Raw genomic sequence first — 16,195 nt, 5'->3', positions numbered from 1 at the left:
CCCCCTCGGCGACACCATCCGCGACGAACCCGAAGCCCAAGGCCCACGCTTCACCACAACCCCGGCAGCCGAAGACCAGCCATGGGGCACCCACCCCCGCGGCGAACCCGAACAATCCAACGCACCACCAACGACCATGCCCTTCTGAGGGAGCGCCGCCTGGCTCAGCTGGGGGGCACGGCCTCCTGGTCGGCGAAGGTCGCCGTGTCGATCACGAAGCGGAACTTGACGTCGCCGTCGACGACGCGGTCGTAGGCCGCATCGACATCGGCGACACCGATCCGCTCGATGACAGCACCGATGCCGTGCTGCGCACAGAAGTCGAGCATCTCCTGCGTCTGCCGGATGCCGCCGATGTTGGAGCCGGCGAGCACCTTGCCGCCGCCGATCAGCGAGCCGAGCTTGAGCGACTGCGCCTCGGGCGGCAGCCCGACGTTCACCATCGCCCCGTGCGGCTTGAGCAGGCGCAGGTAGCGGTCGAGGTCGAGGTCGGCGCTGACGGTGTTGAGGATGACGTCGAAGGCGCCCCGCAGGTCAGCGTCCCAGTCCTCCTCGCCGGTGGCGATGGTGCGCGATGCGCCGAGCTCCGCCGCGAGCTCCTCCTTCGCGAGCGAGCGCGAGAGCACCGTCACATCCGCCCCCTTCGCAGCGGCGATCTGCACGCCCATGTGGCCGAGACCTCCGAGTCCGATCACCGCCACCGACTTCCCCTTGCCAACACCCCAGCGATCGATCGGCGAGTAGAGCGTGATGCCGGCGCACAGCAGCGGTGCAGCGACGTCGAGCTCGATGCCCTCCGGGATGCTGAGCACGAAGCGCTCATCGACGACGACCTGCTCGGCGTAGCCGCCCTGAGTGATCGAGCCGTCCCGATCCTTCGACGCGTACGTTCCCACGTTGCCGCGCAAGCAGTCCTGCTCCTCGTCGGCTCGGCACTGCTCGCACTCGCCGCACGAGTCGACCAGGCACCCGACGCCCACCCGGTCGCCGACCGCGTGCTTGGTCACGGCGTCACCGACTGCCTCCACGATCCCGGCGATCTCGTGGCCGACCGTCAGCGGGAAGGGCGCCTTGCCCCACTCGTCGCGGATCGTGTGGATGTCGCTGTGGCAGATGCCCGCCGCCTTGATCGCGATGACGACATCGTGCGCACGCGGGTCGCGCCGCTCGATCTCGGCGACGCGGAACGGCTGATCCGGCGCGGTCTTCTGCAGTGCCTTGGTGACGAACGGCATGGGGCCTCCTCGAAGTCTGTGGCATGCGACATGCCGGCGGTCAGCCTACGCGCACGGGCCGGGCCGAGCCTGCGCGTGCGGTGAGTGCAGCGCCCCGTGGCGGGCGGTGGCGGGCGGTGGCGGACGGCCGACTGCGCGACCCTCAGCCCGTCGGCCGCACCTCGTCAGCGAGTGCCGCTGGCGCGTTCGCTGCGATGTGCGCGTCCTCCTGCTTTCGCCACAGCTCCCACCAGGAGTCGTCCCCGTCTCGCTCCAGCGCGCGCGCGCGTCGAAGCGGCTCCGGCGCCTCCAGCCAGATGGCGTGATCAGCGTGCTGACGGCTCTCGATCGTGAGCGATCCGCAGCCTTCGATCACGAGCGGCTGCTCCGGCTCGGCGTGGTCGGCAGCGCCCCAGTCGCCCGCAGCCCAGTCCCAGCGCCGCCAGTGCGCTGGCTCGCCCTTCGCGAGCGGCAGCAGGATGCCGCGCTCGAGCAGCCGTGAGCCCGTGGCCAGGCCGTGCCAGCCGGCATAGAGATCGTCCATGTGGATGACGCGAGCCCCGAGCTCCCCCGCGAGTCGAGCCGCGAGCGCGGTCTTCCCCGAGCCGGAGCGCCCGTCGATGATCGTGATCACCATGCTCCCTCCCAGACCGGCCGGAACGAGCCGGTCGCGAGCGAGACGCCGATCGCGAGCGTCGCGACGGCGACGGTGACCACGAGCAGCACGAGGTCCGCCCTGCCCACGGTCGACTCCCTCGCCCAGGTGCGGTCCGGCCCGCCGAACCCCCGGGCCTCCATCGCTGTCGCCAGCGTGCCGCCGCGTCGCAGCGCTACGACGAGCAGCGCGAATGCCGCCTGCATCGCACGGCGCACGGCTCCCGTATCGCCGAGCCCGCGCGCCCGGCGCGCGAGCGCGATCTGCCGCCAGTCCTCCCCCAGCACGCCGAACAGGCGCACCCCTGCAAGCGCAGCGAGCACGAAGCGGTGCGGCAGGTGCGCGACCTGGGCGAGACCGTCAGCCAGGCGCGTGGGATCGATGCCCACGATGCCGACGAGCGTCGGCACACCGATGGCGAGCACCCGCAGGCTGATCGCGAGTGCGAGCTCGATCGACTGGTCACTGATGATCGCCAGCCACACCTGCGCATGGATGCGTCCACCCGGCTCCGCATACAGGAGCATGCTGACGCCCGACAGCGGTGCCGCGATCAGCAGCGGCCACGATCGACGCAGCACCGTGCGCGGGCCGATACCGACCGCCGCGAACGCGACGGACCACGCCACGAGCGCCACGCCGGCCGACACGAGATCGATCGTCAGCAGCATGGGGATGGAGTAGAGCAGCGCCGCGAGGAACGGCGTGACCGGGTTCGCCCGATCGAGGCGCGTCGTCCGAACGGCCGTCGCCGAAGTCTGAGCCGTGTCGGTCATGACGCCCCCAGCCGCAGGGTCCGGTCGCCGAGCACGCGCTCTACGTCCGCGTCATGCGTGACGGCCACGACCGCGCATCCTCGGTCGTCCACCAGGGATGCGATCAGACGCACGAGCTCCTGCCAGGTGCGACGATCCTGACCGAAGGTCGGCTCGTCGAGCACCATCACGCGCGGAGCGGGCGCGAGCACCGTCGCCACCGAGAGTCGCCGCTGCTCCCCGCCGGAGAGCGTGAACGGGTTCGCATCGGCGAGCGCATCCAATCGCAGCGCCGCGAGCAGGTCGTCGACGCGGGCGTCGATCTCGCTCCGCGACTGCCCGAGAGCGCGGAGTCCCGTCGCGATCTCGTCACGCACCCGAGTCGCGACGAACTGGTGCTCCGGCTGCTGGAAGACGGTGCCGATGCGCGTCGCCAGCTGCTTCGGCCGCCACCGCAGCGGCGCCGGCTCGCGCACGTCCGGCGCTCGCAGCGCCTTCGATGCCCGCACCGCGCCGGTCACCGGCGGCATGAGCCCCGCGAGCGTGAGCGCGAGCGTCGACTTGCCTGCGCCGTTCGGGCCGGTGATCACCAGGCACTCGCCGGCGCGGATGTCGCGGCTCACCGCGTCGTGCACGGGAACGCCTCCGCGCCCCGACTGCACCGCGTCGAGCTCCAGCAGCGGCTCACCGGATGCGCGCCTGTCACGGGCGATCTCTACGGGCATGCCGGGCACCCACACGCCATCGGCAGCCAGCTGCTCGCGGTGGGCCTCGAGCACCTGCTGCGGGGTGCCGTCGCCGACCGCGCCACCGCCGGCGGCCAGCACCACCACGCGGTCGACGACCGGCAGCCACGTCTCGACGCGGTGCTCGACCACGACGAGCGTTGCGCCCGTGGCCTCGGCGACGCGCGCCACCGCATCCCGCACCTCGAGCACGCCGACGGGATCGAGGTTCGCGGTCGGCTCGTCGAGCAGGATCAGGCCCGGCCGCATCGCGATCACGCCGGCCAGCGCGAGCCGTTGCCGCTGGCCCCCAGAGAGTGCGGCGGTGGATCGGTCGAGCGCGACGTCGAGGCCGACGGCGTCGAGTGCGAATCGAACCCGCTGCCAGATCTCGTCGCGCGGCACCGCGAGGTTCTCGCAGCCGAACGCCACGTCGTCGCCGACGCGCGACATGATCGTGTTCGCCTGCGGATCCTGCAGCACGAGACCCGCCGTGCCGCGCAGCGTCGAGGGATGGGTGCCGTCGACGCTCAGCTCGCCCGACTCGTCCCCCTCGTCCGCGCCGCCGAGCACCCCGGCGAGTGCCGACAGCAGCGTGGACTTGCCCGCTCCGGACGGCCCGAGCAGCAGCACCCGCTCGCCGGGCCGGATGTCGAGATCCAGCCCGGCGAGCGCGGGCGCGTCGCGCCCGGCGTGCCGCCAGCCCCATCCGCTCGCGCGGATGCGCGAGCCGCTCACGTGCGGCGCGACCGACCAGAGGCGAATCGATCGAGCACACCCGTGGAGGCCAGCGCCCGCGTCAGCAGCCATCCGACGAGTCCGGCAAGCAGCGCGCCCGACACGGCCAGGCATGCGAGATAGATCATGAGGAACTCCGCGCTCATCGCGAGGTTGCCGGAGGTGAACAGCTCGAGCACCCACGCGGCGACAGCGGCGCCGACGCCGGCGAGCATCGCGACGCCGAGGCCGAAGCGGCGGTAGGCGAAGAGCAGGAACACGAGCTCTGCCCCGAGCCCCTGCGCGATGCCGGCGTAGACGGTCTCGATCGCCCACTGGCTGCCCAGCAGCATCGAGACGGTCGCCGCGAGCAGCTCGACGAACAGGGCCGCTCCCGGCTTGCGGATGATGAGGCCGCCCAAGACGCCGCCGATCAGCCAGATGCCGGCGGCGAGGCCGCCGAAGCCGGGCGTGAGCGCGTCCATGGCGCTGAACCAGACGTAGCCGACGCCGTTCCAGAGCACGAACAGCAGGCCCGTGGCGACGCCGAGCACGGCGGCCACGACGATGTCGACGACGCGCCAGCGGCTCGTGCGTGCGCGTGGCGAAGCGACGGCGGTGGTGGATGTGGTGGTCATTCCAAGTGCCTTTCTCTGCGTGAGATGGCACGGGTGTTGTGTCTCCCTGCGCTGGCATGATCCAGATCAGGTATGACGGTCGAAGATTGCGATCTTCCTCTCAGCCCGGCGCACCGGACTCCCGTGTCGTCGTCCAGCCTAGCCTGCGCACCCGGGCCTAGCCTGCGCACCCGGGCCTAGCCTGCGCACCCGGGCCCGGCCTGCGCACCCGGGCCCAGCCTGCGCACCCGGGCCTAGCCTGCGCACCATCGTGGTTGCGCGCTGGCCGACGGCCGTAGGCTGGGCCGGTGGCCGACACCGTGCAGGAGATCCGATCGTTCGTCGCCGTGGGCGACAGCTTCACCGAGGGCGTCGGCGACGAGTTGCCGGACGGATCGGTGCGCGGCTGGGCCGACTTCGTCGCCGCTGGTCTCGCCACCGCGCAGGGAGCCCCGGTGCGCTATGCCAACCTGGCCATCCGCGGCCGGAAGCTCGCGGGCATCCTGCACGGGCAGCTCGATGCGGCGATCGCGATGCAGCCGGATGCGATCTCGATCAACGGCGGCGGGAACGACATCATGCGCCCGCGCGTCTCGATCGAGCACGTGGCCGAACGCCTTGCCGAGGCTGCCCATCGCATCGCCGACGCGGGCATCCGGCCCATCCTGCTCTCGGGAGGCAATCCCAGCCAGGTGATGCCGATCGGCGCCGTCATGCAGCGGCGCGGCGACGCGCTCGCCCGCGCGGTCGAGCGGCGCATCGGTGACCTGGATGCCCCCTACGTCGACAACTGGGCCGACTCCGAGCTGCGCGGTGCACGCTTCTGGTCGGTCGACCGGTTGCATCTCAACGCCGCCGGACACGCCCACGTCGCGCGCAATGTGCTGCGGGCGCTGGGACGCGAAGCCCCGGAGAGCTGGCGCGATCTCGCGGCGGCGACCACCGCGGAGGGCCGGCGGGACCTGGCGTACTACCGAGAGTTCGTGCTGCCATGGCTTGGCCGTCGCTTCACCGGCCGCTCCTCCGGCGACGGTCGGGATCCGAAGCTCGGCAGTTTCGTCGAGGTGCCGCCGCTCACCTGACCGCGGGCTGGCGCCCGCGCGCACGACGGAGGGCCGCGACGCGAACGCCGCGGCCCTCCGATCATGCATGCGTCAACTGACGTTCATGCTCAACCGGCGTCGACCAGCTGCTCCTTGAGCGAGTCGATCGCACCCGCGAGCGTCTCGACGTGCGTGCCGAGGCCCTCTGCGATGGCGTCGGCCGGCAGCTCGCCGCCCGAGATCTCCTCGAAGAAGGCGCCAGCCGTGGGACGGTAGCCGTCCAGATCCATCAGCGCCTGGTCTGCCGCAGCCTGGTCATCGGTTGCGATAGCCGTCGCGTAGTCGACGAAGTAGCCGATGTGCTCGCGCCACAGGCCGAGGAATGCCGTGCCGTTCTCCTCGCCTGCAAGCGTGCCGATGGCCTCGCTGAGTGCCACCGAGTTCGCGTCGAGCGTGGCCGCCGCGCCCTCGAAGGCCGGCGACTCGACGCCGTCCTCGGCGGTGTAGGCGGTGAAGACGGTGATGCCGGCGAGGTAGACGTGCTCCTGCAGGCCTGCGACGAGCTGCGTGCGCAGCGTCGAAGCCTCGTCGGCGACGTCACCCTCGAGGCCGGCTGCCGTGGCAAGGCCACCAGCGAGCACCTCAGAGGTGCCGACGACGTGGCTCGCAGCCTCCTGCAGCGTGTCGGTCGCGGTCGTCTCACCCGCAGCGAATGCGTCGATCGCGGCGCTCAGGGTCTCGATGTGCATCACGAGGTTCTCGCTGACGGCGTCTGCGGGCAGCTCGCCGCCCGAGACCTCCTCGAAGAACGCGCCGGCCTCCTCGGTGTAGCCGTCCAGGTTCATCAGCGCCTCTTCGGCTGCTGCATCGTCGCCGCCCTTGACAGCCACGGCGTAGTCGACGAAGTAGCCGACGTGCTCGCGCCACAGTGCCAGGAAGTCGGCACCCCGCTCCTCATCGGAGAGCGATGCGACGGCCTCGGAGAGGTCGACCGAGTTCGTGTCGAGCGCGGCCGCTGCCGCCTCGAACTGCGCCGAGTCCGGGCCCGCGTGGTAGGCGGTGGCCACGGCCATGCCGGCCAGGTAGACGTGCTCCTGCAGCAGCGCGGTCAGGTCGGCACGGAGGTTCGCAGCCTCGGAGTCGACCTCGCCCGGGATGTCGAGCGCCGCGACGAACCCGCCGGCGAGCGTCGTCGCCGTCATCGGCATGTGGCCGGCGGCGGTGCGGGCGTCGGCGAAGGGATCGCCGGTGCCGCTGGGCTCCAGCATCGAGCCCGAGTCCATCGTCTCCATGGGCGACTCGGAGGTCGCGGGTGCCTCGCTGGTGGCCGGGTCGCTCATGGGCGAGCAGGCACTGGCTCCGAGGACGACCGCGACGGCGCCGACCCCGGCGACCGCTCGGTAGAACGCTGACTTCTGCATGGTGTGACTCCTTCGTGCACGAAGCGCTGGCTGCGCCGTTTCGTTTGCGTGCACCGGGGGTTCGGCGCCCTCAGCGATCCGGATCGTTTCCCGTCGATCACTCCTGCGCAGTCACGAAATCGATGAGCTCCTCGACGCGGCCGAGCAGCTCCGGCTCGAGGTCGTTCCAGTCGCGCACGCGCGAGCGGATGCGCTGCCAAGCCCGCCCCACGTCGTCCTGACTCCCGTGCGGCATGCCGAGGCGCCGCAGGGTGCCGCGCTTCCAGTCCTCGCCCTTCGGCACATCGGGCCACGCCTGGATCCCGAGCCGCACGGGCTTGATCGACTGCCAGATGTCGATGAACGGATGCCCGACGATGCGCACGTGCGCCCCATGGGGCCCGCGGGTCACGGCCTCAGCGATCCGCGACTCCTTCGAGCCCGGCACCAGGTGGTCGAGCAGGATGCCCAGCCGCCGACTGCGGCTAGGGGCGAACTCGGCGACGATCGCCGCCAGGTCGTCGGCGCCGTGCAGCGGCTCCACGACCACGCCCTCGACACGCAGGTCCTGACCCCAGACCTGCTCGACGAGCTCGGCGTCATGCACGCCCTCCACGAGGATGCGGCTCGGCAGCGCGACCCGCGCCTGCAGGCCAGAGACCGCGCGCGAGCCGGATGCGGTGCGGGTGGGCCCGGCGGCGACAGCGGCGACCGCCGGCACCAGCTCGATCTCGACACCGTCGACGTAGAAGCCGCGCCCGAGCGGGAAGGCGCGCACCGTGCCGCGCCGATCCTCGAGGTGCACGCTGCCGGCCTCGACTCGCACGACGGCACCGACATAGCCGTCGTGGCGCTCGACCACCAGCTCGCGCTCGGCAGGCACCCGCTTCGGCGGCGCCGGCGTGCGCGCCGCCTTGGCCTCCGCGGAGAGCACGTCGCCGCCCCAGCTGTCCCAGTCCATCTGCACCGATCGATCGTACGGAGCGGTTGGCCGCGCGGAGGGGCGAAACGCCGCCCTGCAGGGGTGCTCAGCCGCGCAGCTGCGCGATCGCCCGCAGCGCGCGCACGTCGCCCTGCACGAGCATCCGCGTCACCACCGACTCCTCCCAGCGCTCGAGGCCATCGCGGATGCGCGCGGCCGGCCCCACGAGCGCGATCTCGTCGATCAGCCGCATCGGCACCGCGGCGATCGCGTCGGCCTTGCGCCCGGCGAGGTAGTGCTCCTGGATCTCCAGGCACTCCGCCTCGAAGCCGAGCCGCGCGACGGCGTCGAAGTGAAAGTTGGCGCCCTTCGCGCCCATGCCACCGACGTACAGCGCGATCATCGGACGCAGCCGATCCGCCGCGACCTCGAGGTCGTTGTCGACCACGATCGGCACCGGCACCGAGACCTCGAACGCCTCGGCGGACGGCAGCGCTGCGTCGCGCTTCGCGAAGCCCTCGGCCAGCAGGGCGCGCGCCTCCGCGTCGCGATCGGGCGAGAACAGGAACGGCAGCCAGCCATCAGCGATCTCGGCCGCGAGCGCCGTGTTGCGGGGACCCTCGGCGGCGAGATGGATCGGGATGTGCGGGCGCAGCGGATGCAGGGTCGAGATGAGCGGCTTGCCGAGCCCGGTCGTGCCCTCACCGGTGCGCGGCAGCGGCAGCTGCGGCCCGGGCGCCTCGACAAGTGCTTCGCGCGCCATGACGCTGCGCAGGATCGCCACGTATTCGCGCGTGCGCGCCAGCGGCTTCGGGAATCGCTGCCCGTACCAGCCCTCCACGACCTGCGGTCCGCTCACGCCCAGGCCCAGGATCACGCGCCCGCCGGAGAGGTGGTCGAGCGTCATCGCCGTCATCGCGGTCGACGCAGGCGTGCGAGCCGAGAGCTGCGCGATGCCGGTCGCCAGCTTGATTGTCGAGGTCTGCGCGCCCCACCACGCGAGCGGCGTGAAGGCGTCGGAGCCGTATGCCTCCGCCGTCCAGACGGAGTCGAAGCCGAGGCGCTCCGCCTCCTGCACCGCGTCCAGCGCGCCCGCGGGGGGCCCCGCCTTCCAGTAGCCGAGCATGTAGCCGTAGTCCATGCATCGATCGTGGCACCTGTCGGCTCCCGCCAGGCCTCCTTTGTGGCTCTCCGACCACCCCGACCGCGGCAGCGGCGGCTCCGTAGGCTGTCGGCATGGACTTCCGCATCTTCACCGAGCCCCAGCAGGGCGCCTCCTACGACGAGCTGCTCGCTGCCGCGCTCCGCACCGAACAGCTCGGCTTCGACGGGTTCTTCCGCTCCGACCACTACTTGCGCATGGGCGACGGCGATCCCGGCTACGGGCCGACGGATGCGTGGACGACGCTCGCGGGGCTCGCGCGCGATACCCAGCGCGTGCGCCTCGGCACGCTCGTCTCCTCCGTCACCTACCGCGTGCCGGGCATCCTCGCGGTGCAGGTGGCGAACGTCGACCAGATGTCGGGCGGGCGCGTCGAGCTCGGGCTCGGCACCGGCTGGTTCGCCGAGGAGCACGCCGCCTACGGCATCCCGTTCCCGCAGCGCCGCTTCGACCTGCTCGAGGAGCAGCTGGCGGTCGTGACCGGCATGTGGGAGACCCCGAAGGGGGCGCGCTTCTCGTTCGACGGCACGCACTACGTGATCGTCGACTCCCCCGCGCTGCCGAAGCCGACGCAGGATCGCCTGCCGGTGATCGTCGGCGGCCTCGGTGAGCGGCGCACGCCGCGACTCGCGGCGCAGTTCGCGGATGAGCACAATCTGCCGTTCCCCGCACTGGATCGCATCCGCCCGCTCTTCGCAGCGCTCGATCGCGCGATCGAGACCGAGCAGCGATCGCGACCGGTCGTGCGCTCCGTCGCGCTCGTGGCCTGTGTCGGCGAGGACGAGGCGACGGTGCGCCGTCGTGCCGAGGCGATCGGGCGAGACCCCGAGGAGCTGCGCGAGCACGGCATCGCAGGCACCCGAGCCGAGGTGGAGGATCGCCTGGCGGCACTGGCGGCCGCTGGCGTCGAGCGCGTCTACCTGCAGACGCTCGATCTGAGCGACCTCGACCACATCGACGATCTTGCGGGATTCGCGGGCATCGACCGGGTATGAGCGCACGAAGAAGGGGGCTGCCCGTGGGCAGCCCCCTCGTTCGTGCGTGGGTGAACGTCAGGCGTTCGCGCGTCCACGGTTCTTGGTGAGCAGGCCCCAGATCAGCAGCACGACGATCGAGCCACCGATGGCGAGCAGCCACGTCGACAGCGACCAGAACTCGTCGATGCCAACGTTGAAGAGCACCGAGCCGAGGAAGCCGCCGAGCAGTGCGCCGACGACGCCCAGGATGAGCGTCATGATCCAGCCGCCGCCCTGCTTGCCGGGGAGGATGAGCTTCGCGATGGCGCCGGCCACGAGGCCGAGAACGATCCAACCGAGAATTCCCATGATTGTGGTCCCTTCTCTGTGAAGACGGTGCAAGGGTGAGCTCCGCCAGTACCCCGCAGATGCGAGGTGCTGGAAACGAGGGTACCCGGATAACTGCGTGTTTCCTGGGAGCCAGCCGTCAGCCGCCTGCACGCTCCAGCACGATCTCGCGCACCCGCGCCGCGTCCGCCTGGCCGCGCATCGCCTTCATCACGGCGCCGATGACGGCTCCGGCGGCCTGCACCTTGCCGTCGCGGATCTTCTGCAGCACGTCGGGCTGTGCGGCCAGGGCCTCGTCGACGGCGGCGACCAGCGCCGACTCGTCGTTGACGACCTGCAGGCCGCGCGCCTCGGCGACGTCGGTCGGGCTCCCCTCGCCCGCCATCACGCCCTCGAGCGCCTGCCGAGCGAGGCGATCGTTGAGCGTGCCCGCGTCGACGAGCTGCTGCAGCTCGGCGACGTGCTCGGGCTCGACGAGGCTCGCCGCCTCGACACCGCGGTCGTTCGCGACTCGGGCGATCTCACCCGTCCACCACTTGCGCGCGGCCTGCGGCGAGGCGCCCGCGGCGACCGTCGCGTCGACCAGGTGCAGCATGTCGCCGTTGACGACATCCTGGAACTCCAGATCGGTGAAGCCCCACTCGGCCTTCAGCCGTCGGCGGCGAGTGACGGGCTGCTCGGGCAGCTCGGCCCGCAGCTCCTCCACCAGCTCGCGGCTCGGCGCCACCGGCAGCAGGTCGGGCTCCGGGAAGTATCGGTAGTCGTCGGCGTCCGACTTCGGGCGGCCGGGGCTCGTCGCGCCGGTGTCCTCGTGCCAGTGCCGGGTCTCCTGCGTGATCGTGCCACCGTCGGCGAGGATCGCAGCCTGCCGCTGGATCTCGTAGCGCACCGCTCGCTCGACGGAGCGCATCGAGTTGACGTTCTTCGTCTCGGTGCGCGTGCCGAGCTGCTGCGACCCGCGCGGTCGCAGCGAGACGTTGGCGTCGCAGCGCAGGTTGCCGCGCTCCATGCGCGCCTCGGAGATGCCGAGCGAGAGCACGATGTCGCGGACAGCGCGCACGTAGGCGCTGGCGATCTCGGGCGCATCGTGCTCGGCGCCGAAGATCATGTTCGTGACGATCTCTACCAGCGGCACGCCGGCTCGGTTGTAGTCGACGAGGGAGTACTCGGCGCCCTGGATCCTGCCGGTCGAGCCACCGACGTGCGTGAGCTTGCCGGCGTCCTCCTCCATGTGCGCGCGCTCGATCGGCACGGTCACCTGGCGCCCGCTCGCGAGCTCGATCTCCACCCGGCCGTCGAAGGCGATGGGCTCGTCGTACTGCGAGATCTGGTAGTTCTTCGGCGTATCGGGGTAGAAGTAGTTCTTGCGCGCGAAGCGGCAGCGCTCGGCAATCTCGCAGCCGAGCGCGAGCCCGAGCGAGATCGAGTAGCGCACCGCGAGCGCATTCGTCACCGGCAGGCTGCCAGGCAGGCCGAGGCTGAGCGGGTCGATGAGCGTGTTGGGCGCCGCATCGTGGAAGTCCGGATGCGCTGGGTTGGGCGCCGCCGAGAACATCTTGGTCCGCGTGCCCAGCTCGACATGCACCTCGAAGCCGAGGACGGGCTCGAACAGCTCGAGCGCCTTGTCGAAGTCCATCAGCTTGGCCTTCATCGTGACGCTCCTGTCAGCTCCGGTGCCTTGGTGGTGAGGATGCCGCCCCAGCGGTCCGCGAGCAGCGCCTCGATGGTCGCGCCCGCGCGATACAGCCGCACGTCCTCGAACATCGGGGCGAGCAGCTGCAGCCCGACGGGCATCCCGTCGTCCCCGAGCCCCATGGGCAGCCCCATCCCGGGGATGCCGGCGAGGTTCGCGGGAATCGTGGTGAGGTCGTTCGCGTACATCGCCAGCGGGTCGTCGATCTTCTCGCCGATCCTGAACGCCGTGGTCGGTGCAGCAGGGCTGATGAGCAGGTCGACCTGCTCGAACGCGGCCTCGAAGTCGCGCTGGATGAGCGTGCGCACCTGCTGCGCGGAGCCGTAGTAGGCGTCGTAGTAGCCGGCCGACAGCGCGTAGGTGCCGAGGATGATGCGGCGCTTGACCTCGGGACCGAATCCGGCCTCACGGCTGGCCGCCATCACGTCCTCGACGGTCTGGCCCGACTGCTCGACGCGCAGGCCGAAGCGCACGGAGTCGAACCGAGCCAGGTTCGACGAGGCCTCGGCGGGCAGGATCAGGTAGTAGGCCGCGACCGAGTACTCGAAGGACGGGCACGAGACCTCGACCACCTCGGCGCCGGCGTCCGTGAGCACCTGCACGGTCTCGCGGAAGCGCGCCTGGACGTCGGGAGCGATGCCCTCGGTGTCGAGCTCCTTCACCACGCCGACCTTCAGCCCCGTGAGGCTGGCGGTCTCGGCGCCCTGCCGGGCCGCGGCCGCGAACGACGGCCAGTCGCGCTTGAGGCTCGTCGAGTCGTGCGGGTCGAAGCCGCCGATCACGTCGTGGATGAGCGCCGAGTCGAGCACCGTGCGCGAGACGGGACCCACCTGGTCGAGGCTGGAGGCGAGCGCGATCGCGCCGTAGCGACTCACGGCGCCATAGGTGGGCTTGACGCCGACCGTTCCGGTGACCGCGGCCGGCTGACGGATCGACCCGCCGGTGTCGGAGCCGAGCGCGAAGGGCGCTTCGAAGGCGGCCACGGCGGCCGCGGAGCCGCCCCCCGACCCGCCCGGGATGCGCTCGGGGTCCCACGGGTTGCGCGTCGGACCGTAGGCGGAGTGCTCCGTCGAGGAACCCATCGCGAACTCGTCCATGTTGGTCTTGCCGAGCGCGACGAGGCCCGCGGCCTTCGCGCGGGCGACGACAGTCGCGTCGTAGGGAGGCACCCAGCCCTCGAGGATCTTCGAGCCGGATGTCGACGGCATCCCGATCGTGCACAGCACGTCCTTGATCGCGACCGGGCTGCCGGCGAGCGGGTGGAGCCGCTCCCCCGCGGCGCGACGCGCATCGATCGCCGCCGCCTGCTCGAGCGCGCCGTCGTTGACGTGCAGGAAGGCATGGATCTCACCGTCGACCGCGGCGATGCGGTCGAGGTGCGCGCGGGTGGCCTCGACGCTGGAGATGTCGCGCGAGGTCAGCAGCGCGGCGAGCTCGTGGCCCGCCATGTGAGTCAGGTCGGTCGCGGGTGACTGCGCCATCACTGCTCCTCGCCCAGGATCGCGCTCACGCGGAATCGCTCGCCGTCATGGCCGGGCGCGCCAGCGAACGCTTGCGCGTGCGTGAGCGTCTCGCCCACCGCGTCGTCGCGCAGCACGTTGTCCATCGGCACCGGGTGGCTCGTGGCAGGAACGTCGTCGCCCGCGACCTCGCGGATCGTCGCGATGGCGTCGACGATCTGCGACAGCTCGGTCGTCAGGCTCGTCACCTCGTCGTCGCTCAGCGCGATGCGAGCGAGCCCAGCCAGATGCTGGACCTCCTCGCGAGTGATCTCAGTCAATGCGTCTCCCAGTCCTCTGGTTGAGTGTGCGAGATCTCGTGACGCGTCGCGCTTCGCGCGGCGCTCCTCGATCTGGAGTCCTCCGGGCTCACGGGAGTGAGCCCGCCGGACTCCAATCCTACGGTTGCCCGAGGAGCACCCAGGCCGCGACCATCCACAGCGCGAGGGCGAGCCCCGCGCTCCACCAGCGATGCTCGGCAGCGACCGCGAGCGCCTCGCGCACCACGGCACCCGGCAGGTAGGAGCGGCGCGTCCACGCACCGATGACGACGCCATCGACGCCGACCCTCGCCAGCAGCGCCGCCGTGCGGAACGCGTGGTACTCGCTCGTCACCACCGCGAGCGGCGCCCGGCCACGTGCCGTCACGAGCGGGCGGGAGAGCTCGAGGTTCTCCCGCGTCGTGGTGGAGGCCTCCTCGAGATCGATGGCCGCCGCCGGCACGCGGAGGTGCCGGATGAGGTGCTCGGCCATCGCCGATGCCTCGGTGCGCACCTCGTCGGTGCCCTGCCCGCCGGAGACGACGATGCGCGCGTCCGGCCGAGCGGCGAGCGAGCGCCGCCACACCTCGGCGCCCCGCTCGACGCGGCGGCGCAGCAGCGGACCGACCTCCCTGCCGCGCAGCCCGGCGCCCAGGATCAGCACGCTGCCGAGCGCGGCTGGCGCACGGCCTCGCCGCAGGTGGATGACGATCGCCATCGCCAGGCACGCGCTCGCGATGCCGGCGCCCCAGAGCGGCAGCGCGAGCAGCAGCATCGCGCGGGCGACCCCCGCGTCGATCGACGCCGCGGCCACGATCGCGAGCGCGAGTGCCAGCATCGCGATGCCGAGGGCGGCGATCAGCAGGTCGACGCGACGCACGCGCACGAGCCTGGGCAGCACGACGGCATGCCAGAGCGACGCTCCCCCGAGGCCGGCGGTGGCTACCAGCGCCGACGCGACGAGCAGCGCCCATCCGCCCTGCTCGATGGGGGTGTCCAGCCACGCGGCGACGGGTCGGCGCAGCACCCTGCTCAGCAGCGCGGTGAACGCCACGACGATCGCCGTCGCCCAGAACGCCGGCCGCAGCACCCGCATCCGTCGACTCGCGCTCACGCACTGCACCCTAGCCGCGCGAGGGCACCGCTTGCGCGGAGATCGAACGTGTGTTCGAATGGATGCATGCGATGGGAAGGGCAGACGGCAACGCACGTCGACGCCGATGCGTTGCCGGGGCTGGAGGAGCGATCGAGCGTGCTGGAGCAGTGGCCGACGCCCGGCTTCGACGGCGCGTCGTTCCTCGAAGTGACCGCGAAGAGCGCGCTCAATCGGGTGCCCGGCGACGGCTTCATGGGCGGCTCCTGGACGATCAATCCCTATCGCGGCTGCCAGCACGCGTGCCGCTACTGCTTCGCCCGCAACACGCACACCTACCTCGACCTCGATGCCGGTGCCGACTTCGACTCCCGCATCGTCGTGAAGGCGAACGTCGTCGAGGTGCTCGAGCGCGAGCTCGCGGGCCCGCGGCGCGAGGTCGACGCGGTGCAGCTGGGCACCAACACCGATCCGTACCAGCGGGCAGAGGGCAGATACCGACTGATGCCCGGCATGCTGCGGGCCCTGGCTCGCCATGGCGCGTCGATCTCGATCCTCACCAAGGGCACGCTGCTGCGCCGCGACCTGCCGCTGGTCGCGGCGATCGCGCGCGACGTCCCGGTGTCGGTCGCGATGTCGATCGCGATCTTCGACGATGAGCTGCAGCAGCAGGTGGAGCCCGGCACGCCGACCACACGCTCTCGGCTGGAGACCGTGCGCGCCGTGCGCGACGCGGGCCTGGACTGCTCCGTGTTCGCGATGCCCGTGCTCCCGGGGCTCACCGACACCCGCGAGCACCTGGAGCGTGCCTTCGCGTCGATCGCCGAGGCGGGTGCGACGAGCGCGATCGCGACCTCGCTGCATCTGCGGCCCGGCGCCCGCGAGTGGTATCTGGCGTGGCTGCGGAAGGCGCATCCGCACCTCGAGCCGCTCTACGGGCGCATCTACGGCCGCGGCGCCTACGCGAGTCGCGACTACCGCGAGTGGCTGCGCGCGCGCATCCGACCGCTGCTGCGCCAGCACGGCCTGGCGCCCGTGCGCACGATCAGCGGCACGGGCCTCGCCGCTCCCCCGCCGAGGGCGCGGCAGCTGCCGTCCACGAGCGAACGCGTGCCGGTGCCCACGCTGTTCTGAGC

Annotated in this window: 16 protein-coding genes and 1 riboswitch; of the genes, 3 read left to right on the top strand and 13 right to left on the bottom strand. The window is 71.6% G+C overall.

Annotated elements, in window-relative coordinates; all coding sequences use genetic code 11:
• Nucleotides 1-164: 164 nt before the first annotated feature.
• The 5 genes from ABG090_RS05270 to ABG090_RS05250 form a co-directional block, all read right to left on the bottom strand.
• Nucleotides 165-1,235: an NAD(P)-dependent alcohol dehydrogenase gene (locus ABG090_RS05270; protein ID WP_347757066.1), complete on the bottom strand. Its 1,071-nt coding sequence runs from the start codon at nt 1,233-1,235 to the stop codon at nt 165-167.
• Nucleotides 1,236-1,377: 142 nt separating this feature from the next.
• On the bottom strand, nt 1,378-1,851 hold the full coding sequence (locus ABG090_RS05265) for a hypothetical protein (RefSeq protein ID WP_347757064.1): 474 nt from the start codon (nt 1,849-1,851) through the stop codon (nt 1,378-1,380).
• The gene (locus ABG090_RS05260) at nt 1,845-2,645 is read right to left on the bottom strand and encodes an energy-coupling factor transporter transmembrane component T (protein WP_347757062.1); all 801 of its coding nucleotides are present in this window, start codon (nt 2,643-2,645) and stop codon (nt 1,845-1,847) included. The genes ABG090_RS05265 and ABG090_RS05260 overlap by 7 nt, the downstream gene beginning before the upstream one ends.
• The gene (locus ABG090_RS05255) at nt 2,642-4,087 is read right to left on the bottom strand and encodes an ABC transporter ATP-binding protein (protein WP_347757060.1); all 1,446 of its coding nucleotides are present in this window, start codon (nt 4,085-4,087) and stop codon (nt 2,642-2,644) included. The genes ABG090_RS05260 and ABG090_RS05255 overlap by 4 nt, the downstream gene beginning before the upstream one ends.
• Nucleotides 4,084-4,704, bottom strand: a complete 621-nt coding sequence (locus tag ABG090_RS05250) for an ECF transporter S component (protein ID WP_347757058.1) — start codon at nt 4,702-4,704, stop codon at nt 4,084-4,086. Before ABG090_RS05250 ends, ABG090_RS05255 begins: the two co-directional genes overlap by 4 nt.
• A 26-nt stretch (nt 4,705-4,730) precedes the next feature.
• Nucleotides 4,731-4,839, bottom strand: a riboswitch (TPP riboswitch).
• 152 nt (nt 4,840-4,991) lie between these two features.
• On the opposite strand from ABG090_RS05250, the gene ABG090_RS05245 reads away from it, so the two are divergent.
• A complete protein-coding gene (locus tag ABG090_RS05245; protein WP_347757056.1) occupies nt 4,992-5,765 on the top strand; it encodes an SGNH/GDSL hydrolase family protein in 774 nt (257 codons plus the stop codon).
• 89 nt (nt 5,766-5,854) lie between these two features.
• Here ABG090_RS05245 and ABG090_RS05240 read toward each other — a convergent pair whose 3' ends face one another.
• From ABG090_RS05240 to ABG090_RS05230, 3 genes are all read right to left on the bottom strand, one after another.
• Nucleotides 5,855-7,147, bottom strand: coding sequence for a hypothetical protein (locus tag ABG090_RS05240; protein ID WP_347757054.1), 1,293 nt, complete (start codon nt 7,145-7,147; stop codon nt 5,855-5,857).
• A gap of 97 nt (nt 7,148-7,244) precedes the next feature.
• Nucleotides 7,245-8,087 (bottom strand): DUF3097 family protein, encoded by an 843-nt coding sequence (locus tag ABG090_RS05235; protein ID WP_347757498.1) that lies wholly within the window; start codon nt 8,085-8,087, stop codon nt 7,245-7,247.
• Nucleotides 8,088-8,154: 67 nt separating this feature from the next.
• Nucleotides 8,155-9,189: an LLM class F420-dependent oxidoreductase gene (locus ABG090_RS05230; RefSeq protein WP_347757052.1), complete on the bottom strand. Its 1,035-nt coding sequence runs from the start codon at nt 9,187-9,189 to the stop codon at nt 8,155-8,157.
• Between the two features lie 95 nt (nt 9,190-9,284).
• On the opposite strand from ABG090_RS05230, the gene ABG090_RS05225 reads away from it, so the two are divergent.
• A complete protein-coding gene (locus ABG090_RS05225) occupies nt 9,285-10,205 on the top strand; it encodes a TIGR03560 family F420-dependent LLM class oxidoreductase (RefSeq protein ID WP_347757051.1) in 921 nt (306 codons plus the stop codon).
• 57 nt (nt 10,206-10,262) lie between these two features.
• Here the strand turns inward: ABG090_RS05225 and ABG090_RS05220 are convergent, their stop codons facing one another.
• The 5 genes from ABG090_RS05220 to ABG090_RS05200 all read right to left on the bottom strand — a co-directional run bounded on the left by ABG090_RS05220 (nt 10,263) and on the right by ABG090_RS05200 (nt 15,080).
• Nucleotides 10,263-10,535, bottom strand: coding sequence for a GlsB/YeaQ/YmgE family stress response membrane protein (locus ABG090_RS05220; protein ID WP_347757049.1), 273 nt, complete (start codon nt 10,533-10,535; stop codon nt 10,263-10,265).
• A 118-nt stretch (nt 10,536-10,653) separates the two neighbouring features.
• The gene (gene gatB / locus ABG090_RS05215) at nt 10,654-12,165 is read right to left on the bottom strand and encodes an Asp-tRNA(Asn)/Glu-tRNA(Gln) amidotransferase subunit GatB (RefSeq protein WP_347757047.1); all 1,512 of its coding nucleotides are present in this window, start codon (nt 12,163-12,165) and stop codon (nt 10,654-10,656) included.
• The gene (gene gatA / locus ABG090_RS05210; protein ID WP_347757045.1) at nt 12,162-13,688 is read right to left on the bottom strand and encodes an Asp-tRNA(Asn)/Glu-tRNA(Gln) amidotransferase subunit GatA; all 1,527 of its coding nucleotides are present in this window, start codon (nt 13,686-13,688) and stop codon (nt 12,162-12,164) included. The genes gatB and gatA overlap by 4 nt, the downstream gene beginning before the upstream one ends.
• Nucleotides 13,688-13,987, bottom strand: coding sequence for an Asp-tRNA(Asn)/Glu-tRNA(Gln) amidotransferase subunit GatC (gatC, locus tag ABG090_RS05205; RefSeq protein ID WP_347757044.1), 300 nt, complete (start codon nt 13,985-13,987; stop codon nt 13,688-13,690). The genes gatA and gatC overlap by 1 nt, the downstream gene beginning before the upstream one ends.
• A 118-nt stretch (nt 13,988-14,105) precedes the next feature.
• A complete protein-coding gene (locus ABG090_RS05200; protein ID WP_347757042.1) occupies nt 14,106-15,080 on the bottom strand; it encodes a YdcF family protein in 975 nt (324 codons plus the stop codon).
• A 66-nt stretch (nt 15,081-15,146) separates the two neighbouring features.
• Here ABG090_RS05200 and ABG090_RS05195 point away from each other — a divergent pair, with 66 nt between their 5' ends.
• A complete protein-coding gene (locus ABG090_RS05195) occupies nt 15,147-16,193 on the top strand; it encodes an Rv2578c family radical SAM protein (RefSeq protein WP_347757040.1) in 1,047 nt (348 codons plus the stop codon).
• Nucleotides 16,194-16,195 lie beyond the last annotated feature (2 nt).

Origin of the sequence: Agrococcus sp. ProA11, from assembly GCF_039880525.1 — a bacterium.
GTDB lineage: Bacteria > Actinomycetota > Actinomycetes > Actinomycetales > Microbacteriaceae > Agrococcus > Agrococcus chionoecetis.
Note: the sequence above shows the minus strand (reverse complement) of the source record. Positions and strands in the feature narration are given on the sequence as shown.

Coding starts and splice junctions, on each gene's coding strand:
- ABG090_RS05230 (WP_347757052.1), bottom strand. CDS start 9,189: ATGGACTACGGCTACATGCTCGGCTACTGGAAGGCGGGGCCCCCCGCG.
- gatB (WP_347757047.1), bottom strand. CDS start 12,165: ATGAAGGCCAAGCTGATGGACTTCGACAAGGCGCTCGAGCTGTTCGAG.
- gatA (WP_347757045.1), bottom strand. CDS start 13,688: ATGGCGCAGTCACCCGCGACCGACCTGACTCACATGGCGGGCCACGAG.
- ABG090_RS05220 (WP_347757049.1), bottom strand. CDS start 10,535: ATGGGAATTCTCGGTTGGATCGTTCTCGGCCTCGTGGCCGGCGCCATC.
- ABG090_RS05270 (WP_347757066.1), bottom strand. CDS start 1,235: ATGCCGTTCGTCACCAAGGCACTGCAGAAGACCGCGCCGGATCAGCCG.
- ABG090_RS05265 (WP_347757064.1), bottom strand. CDS start 1,851: ATGGTGATCACGATCATCGACGGGCGCTCCGGCTCGGGGAAGACCGCG.
- ABG090_RS05225 (WP_347757051.1), top strand. CDS start 9,285: ATGGACTTCCGCATCTTCACCGAGCCCCAGCAGGGCGCCTCCTACGAC.
- ABG090_RS05240 (WP_347757054.1), bottom strand. CDS start 7,147: ATGCAGAAGTCAGCGTTCTACCGAGCGGTCGCCGGGGTCGGCGCCGTC.
- ABG090_RS05235 (WP_347757498.1), bottom strand. CDS start 8,087: ATGGACTGGGACAGCTGGGGCGGCGACGTGCTCTCCGCGGAGGCCAAG.
- ABG090_RS05195 (WP_347757040.1), top strand. CDS start 15,147: ATGCGATGGGAAGGGCAGACGGCAACGCACGTCGACGCCGATGCGTTG.
- ABG090_RS05260 (WP_347757062.1), bottom strand. CDS start 2,645: ATGACCGACACGGCTCAGACTTCGGCGACGGCCGTTCGGACGACGCGC.
- ABG090_RS05250 (WP_347757058.1), bottom strand. CDS start 4,704: ATGACCACCACATCCACCACCGCCGTCGCTTCGCCACGCGCACGCACG.